This is a genomic window from Arenibacter aquaticus, from assembly GCF_003957295.1.
Lineage (GTDB): Bacteria > Bacteroidota > Bacteroidia > Flavobacteriales > Flavobacteriaceae > Arenibacter > Arenibacter aquaticus.
This window is the reverse complement of sequence record NZ_RQPJ01000001.1, coordinates 544,753-566,895: the sequence shown is the minus strand read 5'-3', so window position 1 is coordinate 566,895 and position 22,143 is coordinate 544,753. Positions and strand designations below refer to the sequence as shown.

At 41.6% G+C, this 22,143-nt stretch carries 15 protein-coding genes; 10 read left to right on the top strand and 5 right to left on the bottom strand.

All coding sequences use genetic code 11. The features are described 5' to 3' along the window. The first annotated feature begins 2 nt into the window (after positions 1-2). From EHW67_RS02180 to EHW67_RS02135, 10 genes are all read left to right on the top strand, one after another. Positions 3-1,403, top strand: a complete 1,401-nt coding sequence (locus EHW67_RS02180) for a sialate O-acetylesterase (RefSeq protein ID WP_126160700.1) — start codon at positions 3-5, stop codon at positions 1,401-1,403. A gap of 10 nt (positions 1,404-1,413) precedes the next feature. Next, complete coding sequence (locus tag EHW67_RS02175) at positions 1,414-3,780, top strand: glycoside hydrolase family 95 protein (protein WP_126160699.1); 2,367 nt, start codon at positions 1,414-1,416, stop codon at positions 3,778-3,780. A gap of 45 nt (positions 3,781-3,825) precedes the next feature. Beyond that, complete coding sequence (locus EHW67_RS02170; protein ID WP_126160698.1) at positions 3,826-5,166, top strand: alpha-L-fucosidase; 1,341 nt, start codon at positions 3,826-3,828, stop codon at positions 5,164-5,166. Between the two features lie 26 nt (positions 5,167-5,192). After that, on the top strand, positions 5,193-6,752 hold the full coding sequence (locus EHW67_RS02165) for a sulfatase (RefSeq protein WP_126160697.1): 1,560 nt from the start codon (positions 5,193-5,195) through the stop codon (positions 6,750-6,752). Positions 6,753-6,759: 7 nt separating this feature from the next. Next, positions 6,760-9,132: an alpha-L-fucosidase gene (locus EHW67_RS20630; RefSeq protein WP_238389820.1), complete on the top strand. Its 2,373-nt coding sequence runs from the start codon at positions 6,760-6,762 to the stop codon at positions 9,130-9,132. A 21-nt stretch (positions 9,133-9,153) separates the two neighbouring features. Further along, positions 9,154-9,936, top strand: a complete 783-nt coding sequence (locus EHW67_RS02155; protein WP_126160696.1) for an L-fucose dehydrogenase — start codon at positions 9,154-9,156, stop codon at positions 9,934-9,936. Positions 9,937-9,987: 51 nt separating this feature from the next. After that, complete coding sequence (gene fucP, locus EHW67_RS02150) at positions 9,988-11,298, top strand: L-fucose:H+ symporter permease (RefSeq protein WP_126160695.1); 1,311 nt, start codon at positions 9,988-9,990, stop codon at positions 11,296-11,298. 36 nt (positions 11,299-11,334) lie between these two features. Next, positions 11,335-11,664, top strand: a complete 330-nt coding sequence (locus EHW67_RS02145) for an L-rhamnose mutarotase (protein ID WP_126160694.1) — start codon at positions 11,335-11,337, stop codon at positions 11,662-11,664. A gap of 32 nt (positions 11,665-11,696) precedes the next feature. Continuing rightward, on the top strand, positions 11,697-12,977 hold the full coding sequence (locus tag EHW67_RS02140) for a DUF6786 family protein (protein ID WP_202911894.1): 1,281 nt from the start codon (positions 11,697-11,699) through the stop codon (positions 12,975-12,977). A gap of 86 nt (positions 12,978-13,063) precedes the next feature. Further along, positions 13,064-14,224: an alpha-hydroxy acid oxidase gene (locus tag EHW67_RS02135; RefSeq protein ID WP_126160693.1), complete on the top strand. Its 1,161-nt coding sequence runs from the start codon at positions 13,064-13,066 to the stop codon at positions 14,222-14,224. A gap of 651 nt (positions 14,225-14,875) precedes the next feature. On the opposite strand, the gene EHW67_RS02130 is transcribed toward EHW67_RS02135, so the two are convergent. The 5 genes from EHW67_RS02130 to EHW67_RS02110 form a co-directional block, all read right to left on the bottom strand. Next, on the bottom strand, positions 14,876-15,889 hold the full coding sequence (locus EHW67_RS02130) for a LacI family DNA-binding transcriptional regulator (protein ID WP_126160692.1): 1,014 nt from the start codon (positions 15,887-15,889) through the stop codon (positions 14,876-14,878). Positions 15,890-16,158: 269 nt separating this feature from the next. After that, entirely contained in the window at positions 16,159-17,643 is a 1,485-nt protein-coding gene (locus EHW67_RS02125; protein ID WP_126160691.1) for a sodium:solute symporter, read from the bottom strand. Positions 17,644-17,877: 234 nt separating this feature from the next. Next, entirely contained in the window at positions 17,878-18,822 is a 945-nt protein-coding gene (locus EHW67_RS02120) for a dihydrodipicolinate synthase family protein (RefSeq protein ID WP_126160690.1), read from the bottom strand. Between the two features lie 274 nt (positions 18,823-19,096). Further along, complete coding sequence (locus tag EHW67_RS02115) at positions 19,097-21,109, bottom strand: FG-GAP repeat domain-containing protein (RefSeq protein WP_202911893.1); 2,013 nt, start codon at positions 21,107-21,109, stop codon at positions 19,097-19,099. Positions 21,110-21,228: 119 nt separating this feature from the next. Next, a complete protein-coding gene (locus EHW67_RS02110; RefSeq protein ID WP_126160689.1) occupies positions 21,229-21,843 on the bottom strand; it encodes a YhcH/YjgK/YiaL family protein in 615 nt (204 codons plus the stop codon). Between the last annotated feature and the right edge of the window lie 300 nt (positions 21,844-22,143).

Here is a 22,143-nt window from a genome sequence, read left to right as displayed (position 1 = left end):
AGATGAAAAAATTATTGGGATTATTGCTCTTTCTGTCCGTTGTCAATTCTTATGGAGAAATTTGGCTTCCTTCCATACTTTCCGATAATATGGTGCTGCAACAAGAATCAGATGTTACCATTTGGGGGTGGACTACCGCTACCAGTGAGGAGATTACAGTTTATGGGACTTGGAACAATGAAAAAGTGACCACCAAGGCTTTTCAAGGGGTATGGTCCCTACAATTGCCAACACCCAAGGCCGGAGGCACCTATACCGTGGTGGTGGAAGGTCACGAAAAATTGGAGCTCAAAAATGTTCTTATTGGTGAAGTTTGGTTGGGATCTGGGCAAAGTAATATGCAGTGGACCCCAAAAAATGGATTGGATAATGTTGAAGAGGAAATAGAAAATGCAAACTATCCAGAGATACGCTTTTTTCAAGTAGCACAGCAGATATCCGATACTCCCCAGGATCAACTAAAAGGAAAATGGGAGGTCTGTACACCTGAAACCATGAAGAAGTTTAGTTCTGTGGCTTATTTTTTTGGTAGGGAATTACACCAAAACTTAAAAGTCCCTGTAGGTGTTATTAATTCCAGTTGGGGAGGTACGCCAGTGGAAGTCTGGTTGAAAAAAGAATTGATTACCGAAAATGTGGAATTAAAAGAAGCTGCTAAAAAACTCAACGAAGTTGCCTGGTGGCCTACTAATGCTGGTCTGGCCTATAATGCCATGATACACCCAATAACCAAATTTGATATAGCCGGTTTTATTTGGTACCAAGGAGAGTCTAACAGAGTGAATCCTAAATCTTATTTTACGTCTTTTCCCTTAATGATCAAATCATGGCGAGAAGAATGGGGCAAGGATCTGCCCTTCTATTTTGTGCAGATAGCCCCGTATAAATATGACGATCCCTTTGGTACCGATGCGGCCCATGTCAGGGACGCGCAGTTGTATACTATGAAAAATGTAGCCAACACGGGTATGGTAGTCACCAATGACATTGGGAATTTAGAAAATATACACCCTACGAACAAGCAAGATGTAGGGCATCGATTGGGGCTATGGGCCTTGGGTAAAACTTATGGAAAAGAGGGGCTGCAATATTCAGGACCAGTCTACGAGTCCATGGAAATAAAGAATAAAAAAATAGTACTTCAATTTAATCATGCCGACAAGGGATTAATGAAAGAGGGAAAGGAATTGCGCGAATTTTATATTGCAGGAGAAGATCAGGTATTTTACCCTGCTAAGGCCAAAATTAGTGGTAGTACGGTGGTGGTTTCCTCCTCCAAGGTTAAAAAACCAGTAGCGGTTAGGTTTGCCTTTACCAATGGTGCCCTGCCAAATCTATACAATGTGGAAGGTTTGCCGGTATCCGCTTTTAGAACAGATGATTGGGAGTTAAAACAGCAATAAAAATTTGGAAATGAAGCAGGTCAGGATATTTATAATAGCACTTCTTGGACTAACATTTTTTGGTTGTCAGCAACAACAAAGGACACGGATATCCAATGAGCTATGGTATGCACAACCAGCCAGCAAATGGATGGAGGCCTTGCCTGTAGGTAATGGCCGCTTGGGGGCTATGGTCTTTGGCGACCCACAAAACGAACGGATACAGCTCAATGAAGATTCTATGTGGCCCGGAGGTCCGGATTGGGGCAATTCCAGGGGCAGTGTGGAGGATCTGGAGCATTTTAGGGCATTATTGAGAGAAGGCAAGGCCCATGAGGTTGATGCCCAATACATGGACAGGTTTTCTTATAAGACCGTGATAAGGTCGCATCAGACAATGGGAGACTTATTTATCGATTTTAAAGAAGATAAAAAGGTTGAAGATTACAAAAGATCATTGGACTTAAACAATGCCTTGGTAGAAGTTGATTATACCAGTAAGGGTGATAATTATTCCGAAAAAGTTTTTGCTTCCAAAGTAGACGACGTTCTGGTAATTAATTTGAGCACAACGGCCAAAGGAGGAATGGATTTTGATCTAAGGTTGGACCGTCCGGAAGATCACGGTCATAAAACTATAACCACCTCCAACCCCTCTGATTCGGAGATCAGTATGATGGGAATGGTAACCCAATATGGAGGAAAAAAAGATGCCCAACCATTGGAGATAGATTATGGCGTTAAATTTGAGACCAGGCTAAAGGTTGTAAATGCAACTGGTCAAGTCAGGGCCGTGAATGGGTCCCTATCCTTGGAGGGAGTCAAGGAGGCCACAATTTATATTGTATGTAATACTTCCTATTATTCGGATGATTATGTTGCCAAAAATGACAAAAGTTTAAAAAGCCTGGAAGGTCAAAGCTTTTCTGGAATTTTGGAAAAACATATTGCGGATTATTCCGCCTTGTATGACCGGGTTTCCTTTGAGCTAGGAGGCAATGAATTGGACTCCCTTCCTACAGATGCTAGATTAAAAAGAATAAAAGATGGTGATGAGGATGCTGATTTGGCAGTAAAATTATTTCAATACGGCCGTTATTTGTTGATATCCTCTTCCCGGCCAGGTACCAATCCGGCCAATCTTCAGGGTATTTGGAATCAGCATATTGAGGCTCCCTGGAATGCGGATTATCATCTTAATATCAACCTGCAAATGAATTATTGGCCAGCGGAAGTGGCCAACCTCTCTGAACTTCATATGCCTCTATTCGATTTTGGGGACCGTTTGCTGGAACGGGGAAAAATTACTGCAAAGGAACAATACGGTATTGATCGTGGAGCCGTAATGCATCACGCTACGGATCTGTGGGCTGCGCCATGGATGCGTGCCGATATGCCCTATTGGGGGGCTTGGATCCATGGTGGCGGGTGGTTGGCACAGCACTATTGGGAACATTATAGGTTTACCCATGACAAGTTGTTTCTACAAGAGCGTGCCTATCCCTATTTAAAATCAATAAGCGAGTTCTATTTGGACTGGCTTCAGAAGGACGAAAATAGTGGGAAATGGATCTCCTATCCAGAAATGTCGCCCGAAAACTCCTATTTGTCGGCAGACGGAAATCCGGCGGCCATGTCCTTTGGGGCTGCCATGGGACATCAGATTATAGCTGAAGTTTTTGAAAATACCTTGGAGGCTGCCAAAGTTTTGGGGATAAATGATGGCTTTGTTAAGGAGGTGAACACTAAATTGGAAGATCTTTATCCGGGAGTTCTTATTGGGAAGGATGGTAGGATCTTGGAGTGGAACCAGGACTATGAAGAACCGGAAAAAGGACATCGGCATATGTCACATCTTTACGCTTTGCACCCAGGTGATGCCATAACCTCCAAGGACAAGGAAGCTCTTGCTGCAGCTCAAAAGACGATCGATTTCCGACTGCAGCACGGGGGAGCCGGAACAGGATGGAGCAGGGCTTGGATGATCAACTTCAATGCCCGGTTACTGGATGCCAAATCTGCACAAGAGAATATCAATAAATTGATGCAGATTTCCATAGCGGATAATTTATTTGATGAGCATCCTCCATTTCAAATAGACGGTAATTTTGGGTATACCGCAGGGGTGGCTGAGCTTTTGCTACAGTCACATGAAGGTTTTCTTAGGCTGTTGCCTGCCTTACCGGCAAACTGGGGGTCTGGAGCCATCAATGGTTTGGTTGCCCGTGGAAATATAACCGTGGATTTGGAATGGAAGGACGGTAATTTGGAAAAAGTAGGGTTGCTGGCTAAAAACGATACAGAGGTACCATTGGTGTATGGGGATATCAATACCGAGATACACTTGAAAAAGGACCAAAAGACCTGGCTGAATGCCAAATTGGAAAAAGTTGATTAACACCTGGATGCAAACATTATTTTTAATTAATACATATTTATCTACATGAAAAAACTGCTTACCTCAATTTTTCTTTTGACCATCTCCGTAAGTCTGGCCCAAGATCAGCCGGCGGACAGCATTATGCACAATGAACAGAAAATGCAATGGTTCAAAGATGCCAAATTGGGTGTGTTTATCCATTGGGGGCTGTATGCCGTTAATGGTATAGATGAATCTTGGTCTTTTTACAATGGTTATATCTCACATGAGGATTATTTAAAGCAGACCAAGGGATTCACGGCTAAAAAATATGATCCACAGGCTTGGGCAGATTTAATAGAACGCAGCGGAGCCAAATATTCCGTAATTACTTCAAAGCACCATGACGGATTTGCCCTATGGGATACTAAGTATGGGGATTTTAATGCCGTGGAAGCGGCAGCTGCCAAGCAGGATGTGCTAAGCCCCTTTGTATCGGCCTTACGCCAACGAAAATTAAAGGTAGGAATCTATTTTTCATTACCAGATTGGTCCTATGCAGACTATACGCATTTTACCAGGGACTCCGTTAGGTACAAGGCGGCTGATGAACCCAAAAGATGGAACAAATATTTAAAATATTACCAAGGCCAGTTAAAGGAGCTTTCAGACAGATATAACCCAGACCTATATTGGTTTGATGGGGATTGGGAACACAGTTCTCAAGAGTGGCAAGCTCCTAAAGTAAGGGAGATGCTCTTGGATAGGAACCCCAATACAATTCTTAATTCCCGATTAAATGATCAGGGGGATTACGCCACTCCGGAACAAGGAATGCCCATCACTAGACCTGAGAACAAGTACTGGGAGTTGTGTCTTACCATGAACGACTCTTGGGGGTATCAAAAAAATGATCACAACTATAAGACAACCGATCAAGTCATTGGCATTTTTGCCGATGTAATTGGAAATGGAGGCAATCTTTTACTTGATATAGGTCCAAAGGGCGATGGTAGTATTCCTGAGGAACAGGTAGCGGTGCTGGAAGGGCTGGGACGTTGGACCAATAAACACAAGGAAGCCATCTACGGAACCCGCTCCGGAATACCGAAAGAGCATTTCTACGGCCCTACTACCCTGTCCAAAGACAAGAAGATCCTCTATCTTTTTGTAAAGGGCAATCCCAATGGAGAAGTGGTTGTACGCGGACTAAAAAATAGGATCAATCGCATATGGGTCGTTGGTGAGGGGACCAAGTTATCGCACCAGGTCATAGGCAAAGTGTTCTGGAGCCACTATCCAGGAATAAACTATATAAAAGTACCGGACCATGTACTGGATGAAAACATGACGGTATTGGCCGTTTTACTAGATGGAGAGGTAGATCTCTACCGCGAGGATGGAGCAGTAATAGAGAGTAATTAAATTAACCCATGAATAAAGGTACAACTATGAAAAATATTATGTTGAGGTTGGCATTTCTGGCCTTGTTGTTTACTGGCTGTAAAGAAAAGGAGGGGCCCAAGAATGACGGGCCGTCCACTCCCCCAAACATAGTATTGTTTTTTGTGGATGACATGGGATGGCAAGATACCTCGGTTCCTTTTTGGACACAAAGAACTACTTATAACGACCTTTATCAGACCCCAAATATGGAGCGTTTGGCAAAGGAGGGGATGAAATTTACCCAAGCATACGCTACCGCTGTTTGTTCGCCCACACGGGTAAGTCTTATGACAGGAATGAATGCGGCGCGCCACAGGGTAACCAATTGGACCCTATACAAGGATAGGCTACAGCCCATGGAAACCAATCACAAGACCCTTGCCTTTCCGGAGTGGAACGTAAACGGATTGAGTCCGGTCGCAGGTATAGATAAGTCGGTACATGCCACCCCCTTGCCACAGCTATTGAAAGAGGCGGGCTTTTACACCATTCATGCCGGAAAGGCTCATTTTGGTGCTATAGGTACCCCTGGGGCCGACCCGATCAACCTAGGTTTTGAAGTAAATATTGCCGGTCACGCGGCAGGGGCACCCGGGAGTTATCTGGGCAGCGAAAATTTTGGCAATGGTTTGGAAAAAAGAAAAGTATGGGCGGTACCTGGATTGGAAAAATATCACGGTAAGGATATATTTCTGACCGAAGCCATTACCCAAGAGGCTAAATTGGCAATGGATTCAGCCTTGGAAAAGAGGAAGCCCTTCTTTTTGTACATGGCACATTACGCGGTTCATACGCCTATAATGGCCGATGAGCGATTTGTGCAGAAATACTATGACAAAGGTATGGATTCCACGGAAGCCAAGTATGCCTCCTTAGTAGAGGGAATGGATAAGAGTTTGGGCGATGTCTTGGATTATCTGGATGACAAAAAGATTTCGGACAATACCATTATCCTTTTTATGTCCGATAATGGAGGACTAAGTGCAGTGGCCAGGGGAGGGGAAAGGCATACCCATAACAAACCACTTAGTAGTGGTAAGGGCTCTGCCCATGAAGGGGGAGTTAGGGAGCCTATGCTAGTGAAATGGCCCGGTATAACCAAACCCGGTTCGGTGACCGATCAACAACTGATAATAGAGGATTTTTACCCTTCCATTTTGGAAATGGCCGGCATTAAAGATCATAAAACGGTACAGCAATTGGACGGGGTTAGTTTTTTGCCGCTGCTTTCCGGGAAAAGCAATGATGACAAAAGGCCCTTGTTTTGGCATTACCCCAACGAGTGGGGTCCTTCAGGGCCGGGAATAGGAGCTTCTAGTAGTACTAGGCTGGGGGATTGGAAATTGATCTACTATTACAAGGATAGCAGTATGGAATTGTTCAATATTAAGGAAGATATAGGGGAGACCAAGAATTTGATGAACGAGCAGCCGGCAAAAGCATGGGAATTGGCAAAAATACTATCGGACTATTTGCGAAAAGTGGAGGCGCAGATACCGGCAAGGAAAGATACCGGCGAGCAAATTCCCTATCCTGATGAGGTGTTGAATTCTTATAATATGTAATATGGAAATGAAACAAAGATTTTTCTTCCTCTTTTGCTTTAGTCTACTCGTTGCCCATGCCCAAATAGGGGAGGACGATTTGTATTTGTTTGATAATTTTAAGGCTGTGTCCCAACAGCATGTTTTTAAAACGGAGGGATACTACAATTGGGGAGGTTCCATCATTAAGGAAAGAAATAATAAATACCATCTCTTTTACTCCCGATGGAAAAAAGAATACAGTTTCCATGGCTGGCTTACCCATTCGGAAATAGCCCATGCTACCGCCAAAAGCCCGTTGGGACCTTGGAAATACCAAGAAACGGTATTAAAAGGCAGGGGCAAGGGATTCTGGGATGCCATTACGGCCCATAACCCAAAAATAAAGTATTTTGAGGGCAAGTACTATTTGTATTATATAGCCACCAATATGGGCGGGGAGGATTATACAGAGGAGGATTTGATGGAAATTGCCCATACCGGATATACTCATCCCAATTGGAAAACTTTACGTCCCAACCAGCGTACAGGAGTGGCCGTGGCCAATAGCCTAAACGGACCATGGTCCAGAACGGATATGCCATTGGTTGAGCCGTCAGGACCCATTACAACGCTTACCGTAAATCCGGCAGTAGACAGGGGCAAGGATGGTAAATACTATTTGATTGTAAAAGGCGATAAGCCCAATGAAACGCGGTTTATAAGGAACCAAGCGGTGGGCGTTTCCCAACATCCGGACGGACCCTTTGAAATTCAAGAGAAACCGGTAATAGATTATTTGGATACCGAAGATATGTCGGTTTGGTACGATAAAAATAGGGACAGATTTTATGGCGTTTTTCATGCTCATAACTATATAGGTCTTGTGACCTCAAAAAACGGAACCGACTGGGAAAAAGCCAATGAATTTGTTCTCAAGAATAAAGAAATTTTAATGGAAGATGGGACAACCCTGGAGCCGGATAGGATGGAACGACCCTTCGTTTACCAAGAGGATGGCATACCCAAAGTATTGTCCGTAGCCGTTAAGAAGGGCAATGATTCCTATAATGTATTTATTCCAATAGCCGAAAATAAAGTCCCCTTGCCCAATAAGAGGCAATTGGCATGGCAGGAGGCAGAGCTAGGGGTGGTCTTTCACTATGATCTTCACGTATTTGACGGGATTAAATATGGGCAGGGAAATAATAGGATAGATCCAGTGGAGGACTATCAGATTTTTAACCCAACAAAACTGGATACAGACCAATGGGTAAAGGCTGCCAAAGCAGCCGGAGCCAAGTTTGCTATTATAACGGCCACCCATGAGACGGGATTTGCTTTGTTTCAATCTAAGGTAAATCCGTACAGTGTTAAGGCCTTGGACTGGAAAGACGGAAAAGGGGATGTGGTGGCAGATTTTGTGGCTTCTTGTAGAAAGTATGGTGTTAAACCAGGAATCTATCTGGGGATTAGGTGGAATTCATTTCTAGGGGTGCATGATTTTAAGGTGAATGGAGAGGGCGCATTTAAGGAAAACCGTCAAGAATGGTACAATAAGATGGTAGAGGCAATGGTCAAGGAAATTTGCACCAATTACGGGGAGTTATTTGAAATTTGGTTCGATGGCGGTGCAGACCATCCCAAAAATGGAGCTCCGGACGTATTGCCAATTGTACGTCAATATCAGCCCAATTGCTTGTTTTATCACAATGGACAATTGGCAGAAGCCCGATGGGGCGGATCCGAATCCGGAACCGTGGCCTACCCCAATTGGTCTACCTTCCCGTATAGGGCTACCGGGGCCGGGGAGAGTGCCAAAAAGAATATAGCCAAGAATAATTTCCAATTGTTAAAGGAAGGGGACGTAAATGGTAAATTTTGGGTACCTGCAATGGCCGATGCCCCGTTAAGAGGTTATAATGGTCGCCATGAGTGGTTTTGGGAACCAGGCGATGAGGCCCATATATTTCCCGTGAAAAATTTAATGGAGATGTACTATAAATCGGTGGGGAGGAATGCCACCCTGATCATGGGGCTTACCCCGGATCCGGACGGACTCTTACCAGAACCCGATGTGCAACGATTAAAGGAATGGGGTATGGAGATAAAAAGAAGATTTTCCAACCCTGTGGCCAGTACGGCCGGTGAGGGCAATAAGGTTGAATTGCGCTTTAAAGAGCCCACAGACATAAATCATGTGATAGTGCAGGAGGATATTGCTAAAGGGGAGCGTATTAGGGAATATCAGATCGAAGGTTTTAGAGAGGGGCGTTGGCAGACTCTAACAAAAGGGAAGAGTATAGGTAATAAGAGAATAGCGCAATTTGATAAGGTAAAATTAAGTAGATTGCGGATTAAAATAATGGCTTCGGATGGGGTTGCACAGATCAAAAATCTGAGTGCCTTTTATGTTGAGTAAAAAAATAATTAAAGTAATATCATGGATTTACAACTTAAGGATAAGGTAATATTGGTAACTGGAGGTTCCAAAGGCATTGGACATGGAATCAGCACGGTTTTGGCAGAGGAAGGCGCTATTCCCGTGGTGGTGGGAAGAGATAGAAAAAGTATGCTCGAGGTGGTGGCAGCCATAGAGAAAAGTGGTGGCAAAGCCTCTTTTGCTACGGCAGAACTTACCGATCCCGAGCAATGTAGATTGGCTGTTGAAAGTGCCATTAAAAAGTTTGGAAGAATAGACGGAGTGGTCAACAATGCTGGGATTAATGATGGGGTTGGATTGGAGAATGGGAATTACGAGGAATTCCTGCGATCTATAAACCGCAACCTCACCCATTATTATTTAATGGCCCATTACGCCTTACCGGAGCTTAAAAAAAATAAAGGTGCCATTGTAAATATAGGATCCAAGACCTCTGTGACCGGACAGGGAGGTACATCGGGTTACGCCGCGGCCAATGGAGGGCGAAATGCCGTTACCCGAGAATGGGCATTGGAATTGCTACCGTATAATATTAGGGTCAATGCCGTTATAGTGGCCGAATGTTATACCCCTTTATATGACCGGTGGATAAAAACCTTTGATGACCCGGAAGCAAAATTGAAGAGTATAACCGATAAAATCCCATTGGGTCAACGCATGACAACGGCAAGGGAAATTGCCAATACCGTTGCCTTTCTGCTATCAGAAAAATCCAGTCACACAACAGGGCAATTACTCTTTGTAGATGGAGGGTATACACACCTTGATCGCTCAATTTCTTAATCAAACCCTATAAACATATCATTCAGTAAAAAATCAATAATCAACAATAAAATGAAAGACCATTCACAAGCAGTAGTATCCAAAAAGGTACTTATTCCATTTATTTTAATTACCTCTCTATTTGCCCTTTGGGGCTTTGCAAATGCCGTTACCGATCCTATGGTACAGGCCTTTAAAAAAGTTTTGGAGCTATCCAATTCTCAGGCAGCCTGGGTGCAAATGGCATTTTACGGGGGCTATTTCTGTATGGCCTTGCCAGCAGCCCTATTTGTACGTAAGTACTCCTATAAGGTGGGTGTGTTAATTGGTTTGGCCCTCTACGCGGGGGGAGCCTTATTGTTTTATCCTGCCGCTATTACGGAACAGTTTTGGTTTTTCTGTTTGGGGCTTTATGTGCTTACCTTCGGACTGGCTTTCTTGGAAACAACGGCCAATCCTTATATTTTGGCCATGGGTTCCCCGGAAACGGCCACCCAACGTCTTAATTTGGCCCAAGCCTTTAATCCGGTCGGACTTTTACTTGGTTTGTTGGTGGCCCAACAATTTGTACTCAAAAAATTACAGTCGGACGATATTGAGAATTATTCCGCACTGGCAGAGACAAAAAAAGCGCTTATCAGGACTACCGACCTAATGGTAATTAGGGATCCCTATGTAATTTTGGGACTGGTTATACTTGCTGTTTTTGTTTTGATTGTCATAAGCAAGATGCCACAGGCCAGGGATGAAGGAGGCATACCCAGCTTAGGGGATACCTTTAGTGGCTTGTTCAAGAACAAGAAATATGTGCTGGGTGTTGTGGCCCAGATTTTTTATGTAGGTGCCCAAATCATGTGCTGGACGTATATTTATCAGTATGCCGAAGCCATTGGGATGTCTAGTGAGGATGCTGCCACCTATCAATTTGCTGCTTTTATACTATTTCTTGTGGGTAGGGCCATAGGTACCTATATGCTAAGGTTTATGAGCCCAGGGAAGTTGCTGATGTACTTCGCCATTTTTGCAGTTCTTTGTTGTTTGGGTACTATTTATATAGAGGGTATGATAGGACTGTACTGCCTAGTAGGGATTACTTTTTTTATGTCGCTAATGTTCCCAACAATTTATGGTATCGCTTTAAACGGACTCAATGAGGAAGAATCTAAAATTGGGGCTGCAGGCCTTGTGATGGCCATTGTAGGAGGAGCGCTAATGCCAAAATTACAAGGTATGATCATAGATGCCGGAGGAAATGCCGTAAACGATATACAGATCATGGGAGTTCCTGAAGTTAATTTTTCTTTTATCCTGCCCTTGGCCTGCTTTGTTTATATCGCCTGGTACGGACTGCGTGTATTTAAGAAATACGAATTACAATCTTAATAGTTAACCACAAATAGTAACCAAATATTAATAAAAATGAAAAGACATTGTTTGGCATTGGATCTTAAAGATGATCCGGAGTTAATAAAAGCGTATGATGATTATCACAAAGAGGTATGGCCAGAAGTACTCCAAAGCCTTAAGGAATCAGGAATTCAGGATATGGCGATATATAGGGTAAGGAACAGACTCTTTATGATCATGTATGTTGATGATAATTTTTCTTTTGAGAAAAAGGCCGAAATTGATGCAAAATACCCAGAGAACGAGAAATGGGAAGAATTGATGCTTAATTACCAAAAGCCACTTCCATTTGCAAAACCAGGTGAGAAGTGGATGCTAATGGAAAAGGTTTTTCAGCTTTAATGTATAAAGGGGTAAACCAAAAACGATATATAATGGAAAAGTGTAGCGTTAGTTTACGGAATATAAGGATCCACAATTCCTTTATAGTACTTTTTATGGCACTTTCCCTAGTGGGCTGTAAAACGGACAAGGGGCAGCCCAAAGGTTCGGAGACAGAACAGAAGGTTGTTTATAAGAAAGGTTCTTTTGGCTATGATAAGGCTTTTTTGTCCGGGCATTACAAGGATTTGGTAGTTCTGGAAAATGGTGTGTCCAGTGTATTGGTTTCCCCGGAACTTCAGGGCCGTGTTATGACCAGTACGGCAGGGGGCGATGACGGACAGAGTTTTGGTTGGATAAATTACGATTTAATCGCTTCCGGAGAAAGCAAAGAGCATTTTAACCCTACCGGTGGTGAGGAGCGATTTTGGCTGGGCCCCGAAGGAGGGCAGTTTTCCCTTTATTTTAAAAAGGGTGCCCGGTTTGAATTCCAGGATTGGTATGTACCCAAGGAATTGGATACAGAGCCATTTTCCCTAGTAGGCAGTACAAAAGAGGAGGCCCGATTTGAGAGGGAAATGAAGTTGGAGAATTACTCCGGTACCATTTTTAACCTATTGGTGCAAAGAACCATTTCACTTATAGGGAAAGACCAGGCATCAGAGGAGTTGGGGGTTCTAATCCCTGATGGGGTAAGCATGGTAGGGTTTGCCTCAGAAAACAGCATAACCAATATTGGGAGCCAAGACTGGACCAAAGAGACCGGCATGCCCTCTATTTGGATATTGAGTATGTTGAACTCCTCTGATGAGACCACTATTACAATTCCTTTTAAGAAAGGAAGCAGGTCCGAGTTGGGCAAGAAGGTGACAGATGACTACTTTGGGAAGGTTTCACAAGACCGTTTAAAGGTAATGGATAGCGTATTGTTTTTTAAAGCAGACGGACAGTCGCGTGGTAAAATTGGGATTTCCCCTGAGCGGGCCCTGCCGGTATTGGGTAGTTATGATGCTAAAAACAAAGTACTTACAATAGCCAAATTTAGCTTGCCCGAAGGAAGAACGGACTATGTAAATTCATTATGGGAAATACAGGAGCAACCTTTTAAAGGGGATGCGGTAAATGCTTATAATGATGGCCCCTTGGAAGATGGGGGACAACTGGGCCCGTTTTATGAGCTGGAAAGTTCCTCTCCGGCCCTGGCATTAAAATCTGGGGAGCGCGATACCCATAGGCATCAGACCTATCATTTTATAGGAGATGTAAAGCATTTGGATGTTTTGTCCAAAGAGATTTTGGGAGTGCCCATAAATGAAATTGAGATAAAGGAGTAAGAAGTTCCACTACCAACTCCGCAGATATGGGGAGGTGTAATAGAGGGAAAAAATAATAGATAAGTATAATTAAGACCATGGCAGCCATGCAGCAAAACAAAAAGGAAATTAAGATCAACACCAAGTATCCTTCTGTTGATGATTTAAGGAATAGGGCAAAACAAAGGATACCCAAGTTTGCCTTTGAATATTTGGACGGAGGGTGCAATGAAGATGTAAACCTACATAAGAATACCTCCGAAATTAGGGAAGTAGAGCTATTGCCTTATTATTTAAGTAAGCATACTGGCTCTAGTATGAAGACAGAATTGTTCGGACATGTCTATGATGCTCCCTTTGGGATAGCACCTGTAGGTCTGCAGGGACTAATGTGGCCCAATGCCCCTGAAATATTGGCAAAATCTGCCTTTGAACACAATATTCCCTTTATTCTTAGTACTGTTACCACTAGCAGTATAGAGAGGATTAGTGAAATTACGGAGGGGAAGGCTTGGTTTCAGCTCTACCATCCCACTGAGGACAGTGTTAGGGACGATATAATTAAAAGGGCGGAGGCTGCTGAATGCCCGGTATTGGTAATTCTCGCCGATGTGCCCACCTTTGGTTTCCGTCCTAGGGATATTAGGAACGGTTTGGCCATGCCACCAAAAATGTCCGTTAAGAATATTCTTCAGATATTGGGCAAGCCCAACTGGGCCATGCAGACCCTAAGGCACGGGCAGCCTAATTTTGAAACGTTAAAACCCTATATGCCCAAGGGCTTGGATTTGGCGCAACTTGGAAAGTTTATGGACAAGACTTTTTCAGGCCGATTGAATGAAGAAAAGATTAAGCCCATCAGGGATATGTGGAAAGGAAAATTGGTAATCAAAGGGGTTGCCAACGAAGCCGATGCTGAGAGTGCCATTAGGTTGGGGCTAGACGGTATAATAGTCTCCAATCACGGAGGTAGGCAGTTGGATGCTGGGGAATCTACTATTAAACCTTTGGCAAGAATCGCTGAAAAATATGGAGATCAAATCAAGGTAATGATGGACAGTGGCTTAAGAGGTGGTCCGGATATTGCCAGAACTATGGCCAGTGGGGCAGAATTTACCTTTATGGGACGTTCCTTTATGTACGGGGTGGCAGCCTTGGGCGCCAAAGGTGGTGACCATACCATTTCACTGTTAAAAACAGAATTACAACAGGTCATGGAACAGATTTGCTGTGAAGAGGTAAAGGACTTCCCTAATCACCTTATTTAAGATATTGGATGCCGAGTAATGTAAGTTAATGTTGTCTTATTGAGTCTGCCTGTAATAGGTGGACTCTAGGAGACAGCAGCATTGACTTCAATTATACTGGGTGATCAGTTGATTGCAATTCAATTAATTTTTAAGTCTTTGTTCGGGCGTTCAATGAGAATATTACTGATAGGATTTTTAAATTCTTGATATAATTTGTTGGAAAAGATAGTGTTTCCTTTATGTAGGAATTATCATTTTGAAGTGAAATCGACGCAGGAGGTTCATGAATTCATATTTAGGAAAATAACGAGACATGAGTAAACAAACCTGCTTACCGCATGCAGGAACAAAAACCCCTTTTCACTATGGTTTTTTTGATCGATGCCATGACCTAAATTTTTCCCAAGGTTTCAATAATTCAAAACGGGCATGCCTGCTCAAGTACGGGAGAAGATGGGCAAATGAACAGACTTTGAAGCCTTCTTAGAGGGAATGGAATAGCGGATAGTGACTTACAGTATTAGGTTTTCGGAACTAAGAACCAACTTAGGATAGCATATTCTTACTAGTCATAATTAACAAATAACTTTTGCAAGTTATCCTTTCATTTATTTTTAAAAGACATATGACAATTTAATAGGCCCAGTGGCCATTGGAGCGCTCATTGAATTAGGGTTTCAAGCTATTGTTCTCCAATCTGGTAGCAAAAGATATTTGTTCCAGCTCTTGGTCTGGTTCCTTGATCTGTTCTATGAGGATACGCAATGCTTTTTGACCAATTTCCTTTATAGGTTGATGCAGATAGGGGATAGGGTCTTCCAAGAAATTGTAGGATGAATTTTGGTCAAATACCACAACATCCACCTTTTTTAGGATCTTCCTGTCCAAAGCTAGCATTTGCGTTAAACCCTCCTCTGCCAAAGTGTTGGTATGAAAATAGATGGCATCTGCCCCAGCATCAGCAACTAGTTCTTTTACCACCCTTTTCATTTCTGTTTTTAAGGAGTTGTGATCTATTTTTTTTATGCAGCTCTTATCTATGGGCACCCCTGCTTGTTTAAGGGCCTCTAGATAGCCCTGATGTCTTTCTTGGTAATGGTGCAAACTAGAGTCGTATAGCACGGCCCCAATCTTCTTGTTGCCTTTTTTTAACAAATAATTAGTGGCCTGCATGGATGCCTTAAAATTGTCTACGGTAACATAGTTGGTTTTTAGGTCTTTGAAAAACCTATCGATCAATACGAAGGGGATACCCAATTTGCTGAGGTCGGAAATAATTTCCTTGGATCCTTCCGGCGCGGCAATAATAAAGCCGTCTACCTGCCTCATTTTAAGAAAATCCAGCACCTTGCTGAACTTTTCTACATTTTCATCAGAGGATCCAAATATTACGGTATAGTCCTGGGAGAAAGCCTCATCTTCAATATTTCGGGCCAAATTGGAAAAAAAGGGATTGGAAATATCGGCCACGATTACCCCAATGGTCCTTGTTTTATTGGTTTTAAGACTCCTGGCATTCCAATTGGGATGATAGTTTAATTCTTTGGCAACCTCCCTGATCCTCTTGGCTGTTTTTTCAGAAACCCTATTCTCCTTCCCTTTGTTACTTAATACATAAGAAACCAGGGGAATGGAGACTCCCACAATTTTAGCGATATCTTTTAAGGAAGTTTTAGGTTTCATTATTGTTTTACCCTTATGTGAATGAAATACTTTAAAATACACGTAATGATTTGATAATCTATACGTTAGTGTTCTTTATGGTCAAAGATGCCCAGAAGGCAAAATTACTAAATATTAAACAAATGAAAGTGGTGGTAATGGCTCTTCCATTCTAGTGCTTGGCCAAAAGGCTTAAATGCTATTTAAAATAGACGGTAAACATTCTTTAATACACAATTGCTGAAAACCAACTATAGTACAAGACATTCGTTTTTTACTTAAAATATTGATTATACCTGATATACTTCATCGGTCTTTTTATTTGCAATTGAAACAAGGAAGCCCACAATAAATATGGCGACAGTACCAAATACTATGGTTAAATAGGTATGAAAGGAAGCCCCGAGGGAATCTTCTCCAAAAAGGGTTCCCGATAGACTCATCCAGATAATTACCAGAATCCCAACCAATACCCCTATAAGGGCCCCTTTGATGTTTTTGGTTTTAGAGAACAAGCCCAATAGTAGCAGGCCTAACATGCCCCCGCTAAAAATTGAGGAGAGTTTCCACCATGCATCCAGGGCACTTTTAACGTTTATCATGGCTATGGCAATAATAATTCCAATAACACTTATGATGGCCGATGAAATATAAAGTACGCGCATACCTTCCTTGTCCGATGCGGTCTTTTTAAAGTATTTGTTGTAATAGTCGGTCAAAAACACCGTAGCAGAACTATTAAAGCTCGTGGAAATAGTACTCATGCCCGCTGCGAAGATAGAGGCAATCAATAGACCGGTCATTCCGGCAGGCAGGGCGTTTACAATAAAATATGGGAATACACTATCACTTTTGTTAATGTCCTGTAATGCCTCTGGTAGGGTGGCGGCCGACTGATAATAAGCGAAAAGGGCGGTACCAATAAAGAGGAATATAGCAGATATGGGGAGATAGATCAATCCGCCTATCAAAGCCGATTTTCTAGCTTCCTTATCTGATTTAGAGGCCATATACCGTTGTACGTAGTTTTGATCTATACCATAATTCTGTAGGTTGATGAATACCCCGTATACCAAAACTACCCAAAAAGTGGGTTCGGTAAGCTTAAGATCAAAGCTTCCCAATCCAAATTTATCGTTGTCAGCAGCTATGGAGAAAACCTGTCCTGGGCCTTCCGGCATGTTAAACATTATAAACCCAACACAAACGATGGCCCCAGCAATCAATATAATGCCCTGAATGGCATCTGTCCAAAGAACCGCAGTAATACCGCCCAACATGGAATAAATGGCCACGACCAGTCCCGTAAAAACAATTATGGTAACCATATCCCAGCCTACTATAGCATTTAAGGTAAGCGCCAATAGGTATAGGATGGTCCCTATCCTCATTAATTGGGTTAGAAGATAACAAAGGGAAACATAAATACGTGCCCAAGCGCCAAAGCGTTGTTCCATATAGGTGTAGGCAGACGGACTGTTGATTTTCCTGTAGAGAGGTACAAAATACTTAACCGCGATGACCGATGCAATGGGTAGGGAGAGACTAAATGCCAAGGCATTCCAATTGGATTGGTAGGCATTACCTGGGAGTGCCAAGTAACTAATACTACTCACAAAGGTAGCAAAGATAGACATGGTAACTACCCAACCCGGAATATCCTTGTTACCTACGGTATAGGAAGAGGAAGTACGGTTCTTTTTAAAAAAAGAACCTCCAAAAAGGGCTATTCCCCCTATGTAAATAAAAAATACGATTAAATCTAAACTGTTCATGGTAACTGGTTATTTAGGTATTGTGGTATATTTTTTAAAAGTAGGGCATTCCCCTTACTTAAATGTTGGTTTAACGTAAAATCCGATAAAGGAACCAATGGCCTAGCTTTATTGATCTGGAAAAATAAGTATCATTGGTTATTTTAGCCCTCTGCTTTATCGATTAAGCAATGATAATTAATTATTTTGAAATATCAAAAGAAAGGGGTGGATTTAAAGAAGGTGGTGAGGATCCTAGACATAATGTTCCGTATTGCCGGAAAGCCCAATTTTTTCCATATTGATTTTAATAGTATCCAGGTTTTTGGAAATGGTTTCCATTTCAGCTTCCTTGAAGTGTTTGAAAGGAGGTGCAAGATAAGGATTGCATAATCCCAGTAGTGAAGCAGCCCCTTTTAGTCCCTTGAGATAGCTTGAGCCATATTTACCAATATTGTAAAGCATTCTGGCTACTTCCATAACCTGCTTTTGTAATTGCACCATTCTTGGGAAATCCCTGCTCAACGAAGCTTGATACAATTCAACGTATAATCGTGGGAATAGGTTGGCCCCACCGTTGACACCACCGTCACCGCCCATAAGAACAGTTTCAGCTGTAATTTCTTCGGGACCTACAAAAAGTCCAAAATCTTCTCTTTGAATACCGTGAATGAGAGATTGGAAATAAACTGTATTTGCAGAGCTGTCTTTCAGCCCTATTATATTGGGGTTTTTAGAAAGCTTTATTGCTGTATTGGCGTCTATATGCACCTTGGTCAACCCAGGCATATTATAGAGGTACAAGGGTAGGGGTAGACAGGTTGCCAAATCCTCATAATACTCCGACAATTCTTGCTGACCTAAATTAAAATAGTAGGGTGGTGCTGCAACCACAGCCTTTGCTCCATGTTCTTTGGCAAAATTGGCTAGTTTAAGGCTTTCACCCACTGATGTATCGGTGATACCTACCATTACAGGAATTCTATCTTTTGCAGCACTACAGGTTTCCTTTATAATTTCTTGTCTTACATCGTACTTTAGGCCTGTGGCTTCTCCCGTAGTTCCTAAGATGAATACCCCATGTACTCCGCCTTGTACCAAATGTTCAATTAATCTATGTAAAGCCAATACATCCAAATTGAAATCATCGGTTAAAGGGGTCAATAAAGGTGGAATTATTCCTTTTAGTTTTTGTGTCATTTTGATTTTTTTTAGTTAAAGTTTATTTGGGTCTATAACGATATGTTTTACCGATTGTCTCAGGTAGGTGTAATTTTATTTTAAAAGAGCGCCTTCGTTACTTCCCGATATGATTGTCTACAATTGTTAATATTTTTTTAATCACCCAGCGCAGTTGGGATAAGGTCTAGTTTTTTGTTTGATCAATCGGTTTTGTTATTTATAATTTTATCGATGGCTATTGAATTGTTATCATTGAATGTTGTTAGCATTACGGACCACAATCCTATAGGATTCATTTTAATGTGTTTTTTAGATGATATAAAAAACCGTCCTCTGCGCCCAGAAGTAAATCTGGAACACCATTCTTGTCCCAATCAACTATAGTAGGGGAAGTTGTATGGCCAGCAAGTTTTTGTTCGGATAAGTCGCCCTTGAACTTCATTAGTACCTTTCCCTTTTCTGTACCAAGGTTTTCAAACCATGCTGCATTTTTGCTGTTTACAATTAAATCGAGGTCGCCATCTTGATCCCAATCCACAAAGGTTAACTTTCGCCTTCCACTTTTGCCATATTTACCGGAATTTAACCTTAAGGGGCCAGAAGCCGTGTTTAGAGGGTTGTTCTTATTATCGTATTCCGATACATCGAGACCCCAAAAAATACGTTGTCCTGGTTTAAGCATTAAGCCATTTTCTCGAGTCCGATAGCGCTCGTATAAAGCTAAAAAACCTTCATGGTCCAACATGACCAAATCCATTAAACCATCTTGATTCCAATCGATAGTATAAGGTGTGGTGCGCCATTGTGTGGCTAATTCTGTCTTTGAAGGACTCCACCAGTTCCACTCTGGTTTGGGAATATCACTTGATTGCCAATCTACTGCAACAGGTTGTGCAGGCAACAATTCTGGATTACCTTTTTTACCAATATTTTTGTGCCATTCTATTTTGCCCCAAATGGAATTTACTATGATATCCTTTAATCCATCTCCGTCCCAATCCGACACGGAAAGTGTTGTGTAGCCCCACTTTTTTTCTGCAGGACCTTGGATAGATCCGCTATCACCCGCTAAGTATCGTATCTCATTGCCTAGGGTATTTCTTAATCTCATGGGATTAGCCCATTGGGGATTGCTTAATCCACCAAGGTTTTCAATGAAACCAATATAACCGGCCGAGTTTCCAACTATTAGATCCTCGTCTCCATCGTCGTCCCAATCCACGCTATTCGGAGTTGCTAAAGCACCAAATTTCACATGTTGGGACTTTTGTTGGAAGTATTTTGGCGACTTAAACACCGGCATGTTATTTTGTTCAACACCCGTATTCTCAATAAAGGCAACCCTACCATCTTCATCTCCTACTATAAGGTCCATGTCTCCATCTTTGTCCCAGTCCACGGCCGATGGGATAATCATTTCCAGGTCCATTTTAATTATGCCTTCCTGATTGGTTAAAAACCGTCCTTTGGCAAAAAAGGGCTTTTCCCTTGTCCCGGTATTTTCAAACCAAGTTAAACGGTCCAAGAATTCTCCACATATTAAATCTAGATCAGCATCTCCGTCAAAATCATACATGTTAGGAGAAGGAGCCCCATACACGTCAATTGGTTTCCCATCTGCTTCGATTTTACCTTTTTCGACATATTTTCCATTAATATTTTCCAGAAGGTAAACATGTCCATGAAGCGGGCCATTAGTCCATTTGCCATTGCTGTCAAATGCATTGTCCCAACCGTAATCGCTCCAGTCATCAATGCCTACCAATAGATCCAGGTCACCATCATTTTCATAATCTACATATGTCCATTGGCTAAACCTAAGTTTTTGATGGCCTTTTTCCAATTGATCGTTTGGGAATAATTTTTTTGGATTTGAGAAAATACTGTCTTTAAAATTTAAATACTCAATTCCCCGTCCTAACACCCTAGTGTTTTTGGCAGTTGAAAAAACTTGAAGGTTTTTCATACCCTGCCCAATTTTCTTCGGTGCTTCAAAAATTGGCATTTTTGTAGTGCCATTGGAGGTGTTTTCAAAAAAATACGTGCCATTGAACGGCGTATCAGGACAAGAAACAATTAGGTCCATATCGCCATCATTATCATAATCCATGGGCAATGGCCAAGCCCATAATCCTACACCTAAGTCGGTTGATAGTTCTGGATTGTTATATGCAACCATTTCAAAGTCTTTTGATTTGGCATCTTTTTTTAATGTGGAAGTTTTAGAATTTGAACATGAGAATAGTGCAAATACGATAAAATATGTGCTATAAATATTAAGATTTTTCATATTCTTTAGGTTCATATTTCTATCTAGGTTTTGATAAAGGATTCCAATCACATCTACCTTTTTAGATTTTTTCTGTAGACTCAAAATAACTCCAATGGGGCCAACCCAATTTTACTTGGTTAAAGTACCCAACATTAATTTATTCTTACTTTTACAACAACTTTCCGAACTTTACTTTTTTTGCCTGTTTTCACACAGGGACGATGGGCATCTTCGGGAAAAAAAATGAAAAATGTTGAAGGTGAAGCAATCTGATAATTATTATACTTGGCAGTAAAAAATGAGATATCTTTCAAATTGTCATAGGGAATAAGTTCTGTTGTATTTTTCAATTGTGAAATTCCAATTCTCTCTTCACCGAATACCAAATATTGGATGTCGACATATTTTTTATGTGCCTCAAAACGGGCATCGTTTTCGTCTTTGGTTTCATATTCTTCCACTTTTACAAACAAATTATCCCCATCCAAGTCGTACCTCCCAATACTAAGTTTTTCTAAATCATTGCTTGCCAAGAACTCAAAAGCTTGTTTCCAGCGTTCCTTATTCTTAAAAAATTGTATGGCCAATTCCTTTTTATTTATTGACTTATTGGGGGAAATATCCCACCCTGACTTCCATTCCCCAGCATGAAACCATTGTGAGAGTTCTTTGTCATTCCAATTTTTTGGATTTTTTGTTAATGAGCTGGAACAAGAATTTGTCATAGCTGAGATTATTAAAATGATTAAAAAAGTAGTGGTTTTCATGATTTATGTAATGCTAATTAATCGTTATTGTTTTTTTAGTAGTTAATGACAATAGCGGTAAAAAAAATGGGAATATATTTCAATCTCCAATTAACACTCCTTCATTCTATTCAGTACGCCCAAACTCAATTATAAATACTGGTTCAATTTTCTTTTTATAAATAAAACCCATAACATGGCACAGAGCATATTCATACTACTTCTAGTCTATAAAATAGATAGTGAAATCTTTCATCTTAATTAATCTAGGTATATAAACCTCTATTTTCACCATCCTTCCGAATTTAATAGTAACCATTT

Bases quoted from the DNA above. Each gene is read 5' to 3' on its own strand.
- EHW67_RS02180 (WP_126160700.1), top strand. From the start codon at position 3: ATGAAAAAATTATTGGGATTATTGCTCTTTCTGTCCGTTGTCAATTCT.
- EHW67_RS02175 (WP_126160699.1), top strand. From the start codon at position 1,414: ATGAAGCAGGTCAGGATATTTATAATAGCACTTCTTGGACTAACATTT.
- EHW67_RS02170 (WP_126160698.1), top strand. From the start codon at position 3,826: ATGAAAAAACTGCTTACCTCAATTTTTCTTTTGACCATCTCCGTAAGT.
- EHW67_RS02165 (WP_126160697.1), top strand. From the start codon at position 5,193: ATGAAAAATATTATGTTGAGGTTGGCATTTCTGGCCTTGTTGTTTACT.
- EHW67_RS20630 (WP_238389820.1), top strand. From the start codon at position 6,760: ATGAAACAAAGATTTTTCTTCCTCTTTTGCTTTAGTCTACTCGTTGCC.
- EHW67_RS02155 (WP_126160696.1), top strand. From the start codon at position 9,154: ATGGATTTACAACTTAAGGATAAGGTAATATTGGTAACTGGAGGTTCC.
- fucP (WP_126160695.1), top strand. From the start codon at position 9,988: ATGAAAGACCATTCACAAGCAGTAGTATCCAAAAAGGTACTTATTCCA.
- EHW67_RS02145 (WP_126160694.1), top strand. From the start codon at position 11,335: ATGAAAAGACATTGTTTGGCATTGGATCTTAAAGATGATCCGGAGTTA.
- EHW67_RS02140 (WP_202911894.1), top strand. From the start codon at position 11,697: ATGGAAAAGTGTAGCGTTAGTTTACGGAATATAAGGATCCACAATTCC.
- EHW67_RS02135 (WP_126160693.1), top strand. From the start codon at position 13,064: ATGCAGCAAAACAAAAAGGAAATTAAGATCAACACCAAGTATCCTTCT.
- EHW67_RS02130 (WP_126160692.1), bottom strand. From the start codon at position 15,889: ATGAAACCTAAAACTTCCTTAAAAGATATCGCTAAAATTGTGGGAGTC.
- EHW67_RS02125 (WP_126160691.1), bottom strand. From the start codon at position 17,643: ATGAACAGTTTAGATTTAATCGTATTTTTTATTTACATAGGGGGAATA.
- EHW67_RS02120 (WP_126160690.1), bottom strand. From the start codon at position 18,822: ATGACACAAAAACTAAAAGGAATAATTCCACCTTTATTGACCCCTTTA.
- EHW67_RS02115 (WP_202911893.1), bottom strand. From the start codon at position 21,109: ATGAACCTAAAGAATATGAAAAATCTTAATATTTATAGCACATATTTT.
- EHW67_RS02110 (WP_126160689.1), bottom strand. From the start codon at position 21,843: ATGAAAACCACTACTTTTTTAATCATTTTAATAATCTCAGCTATGACA.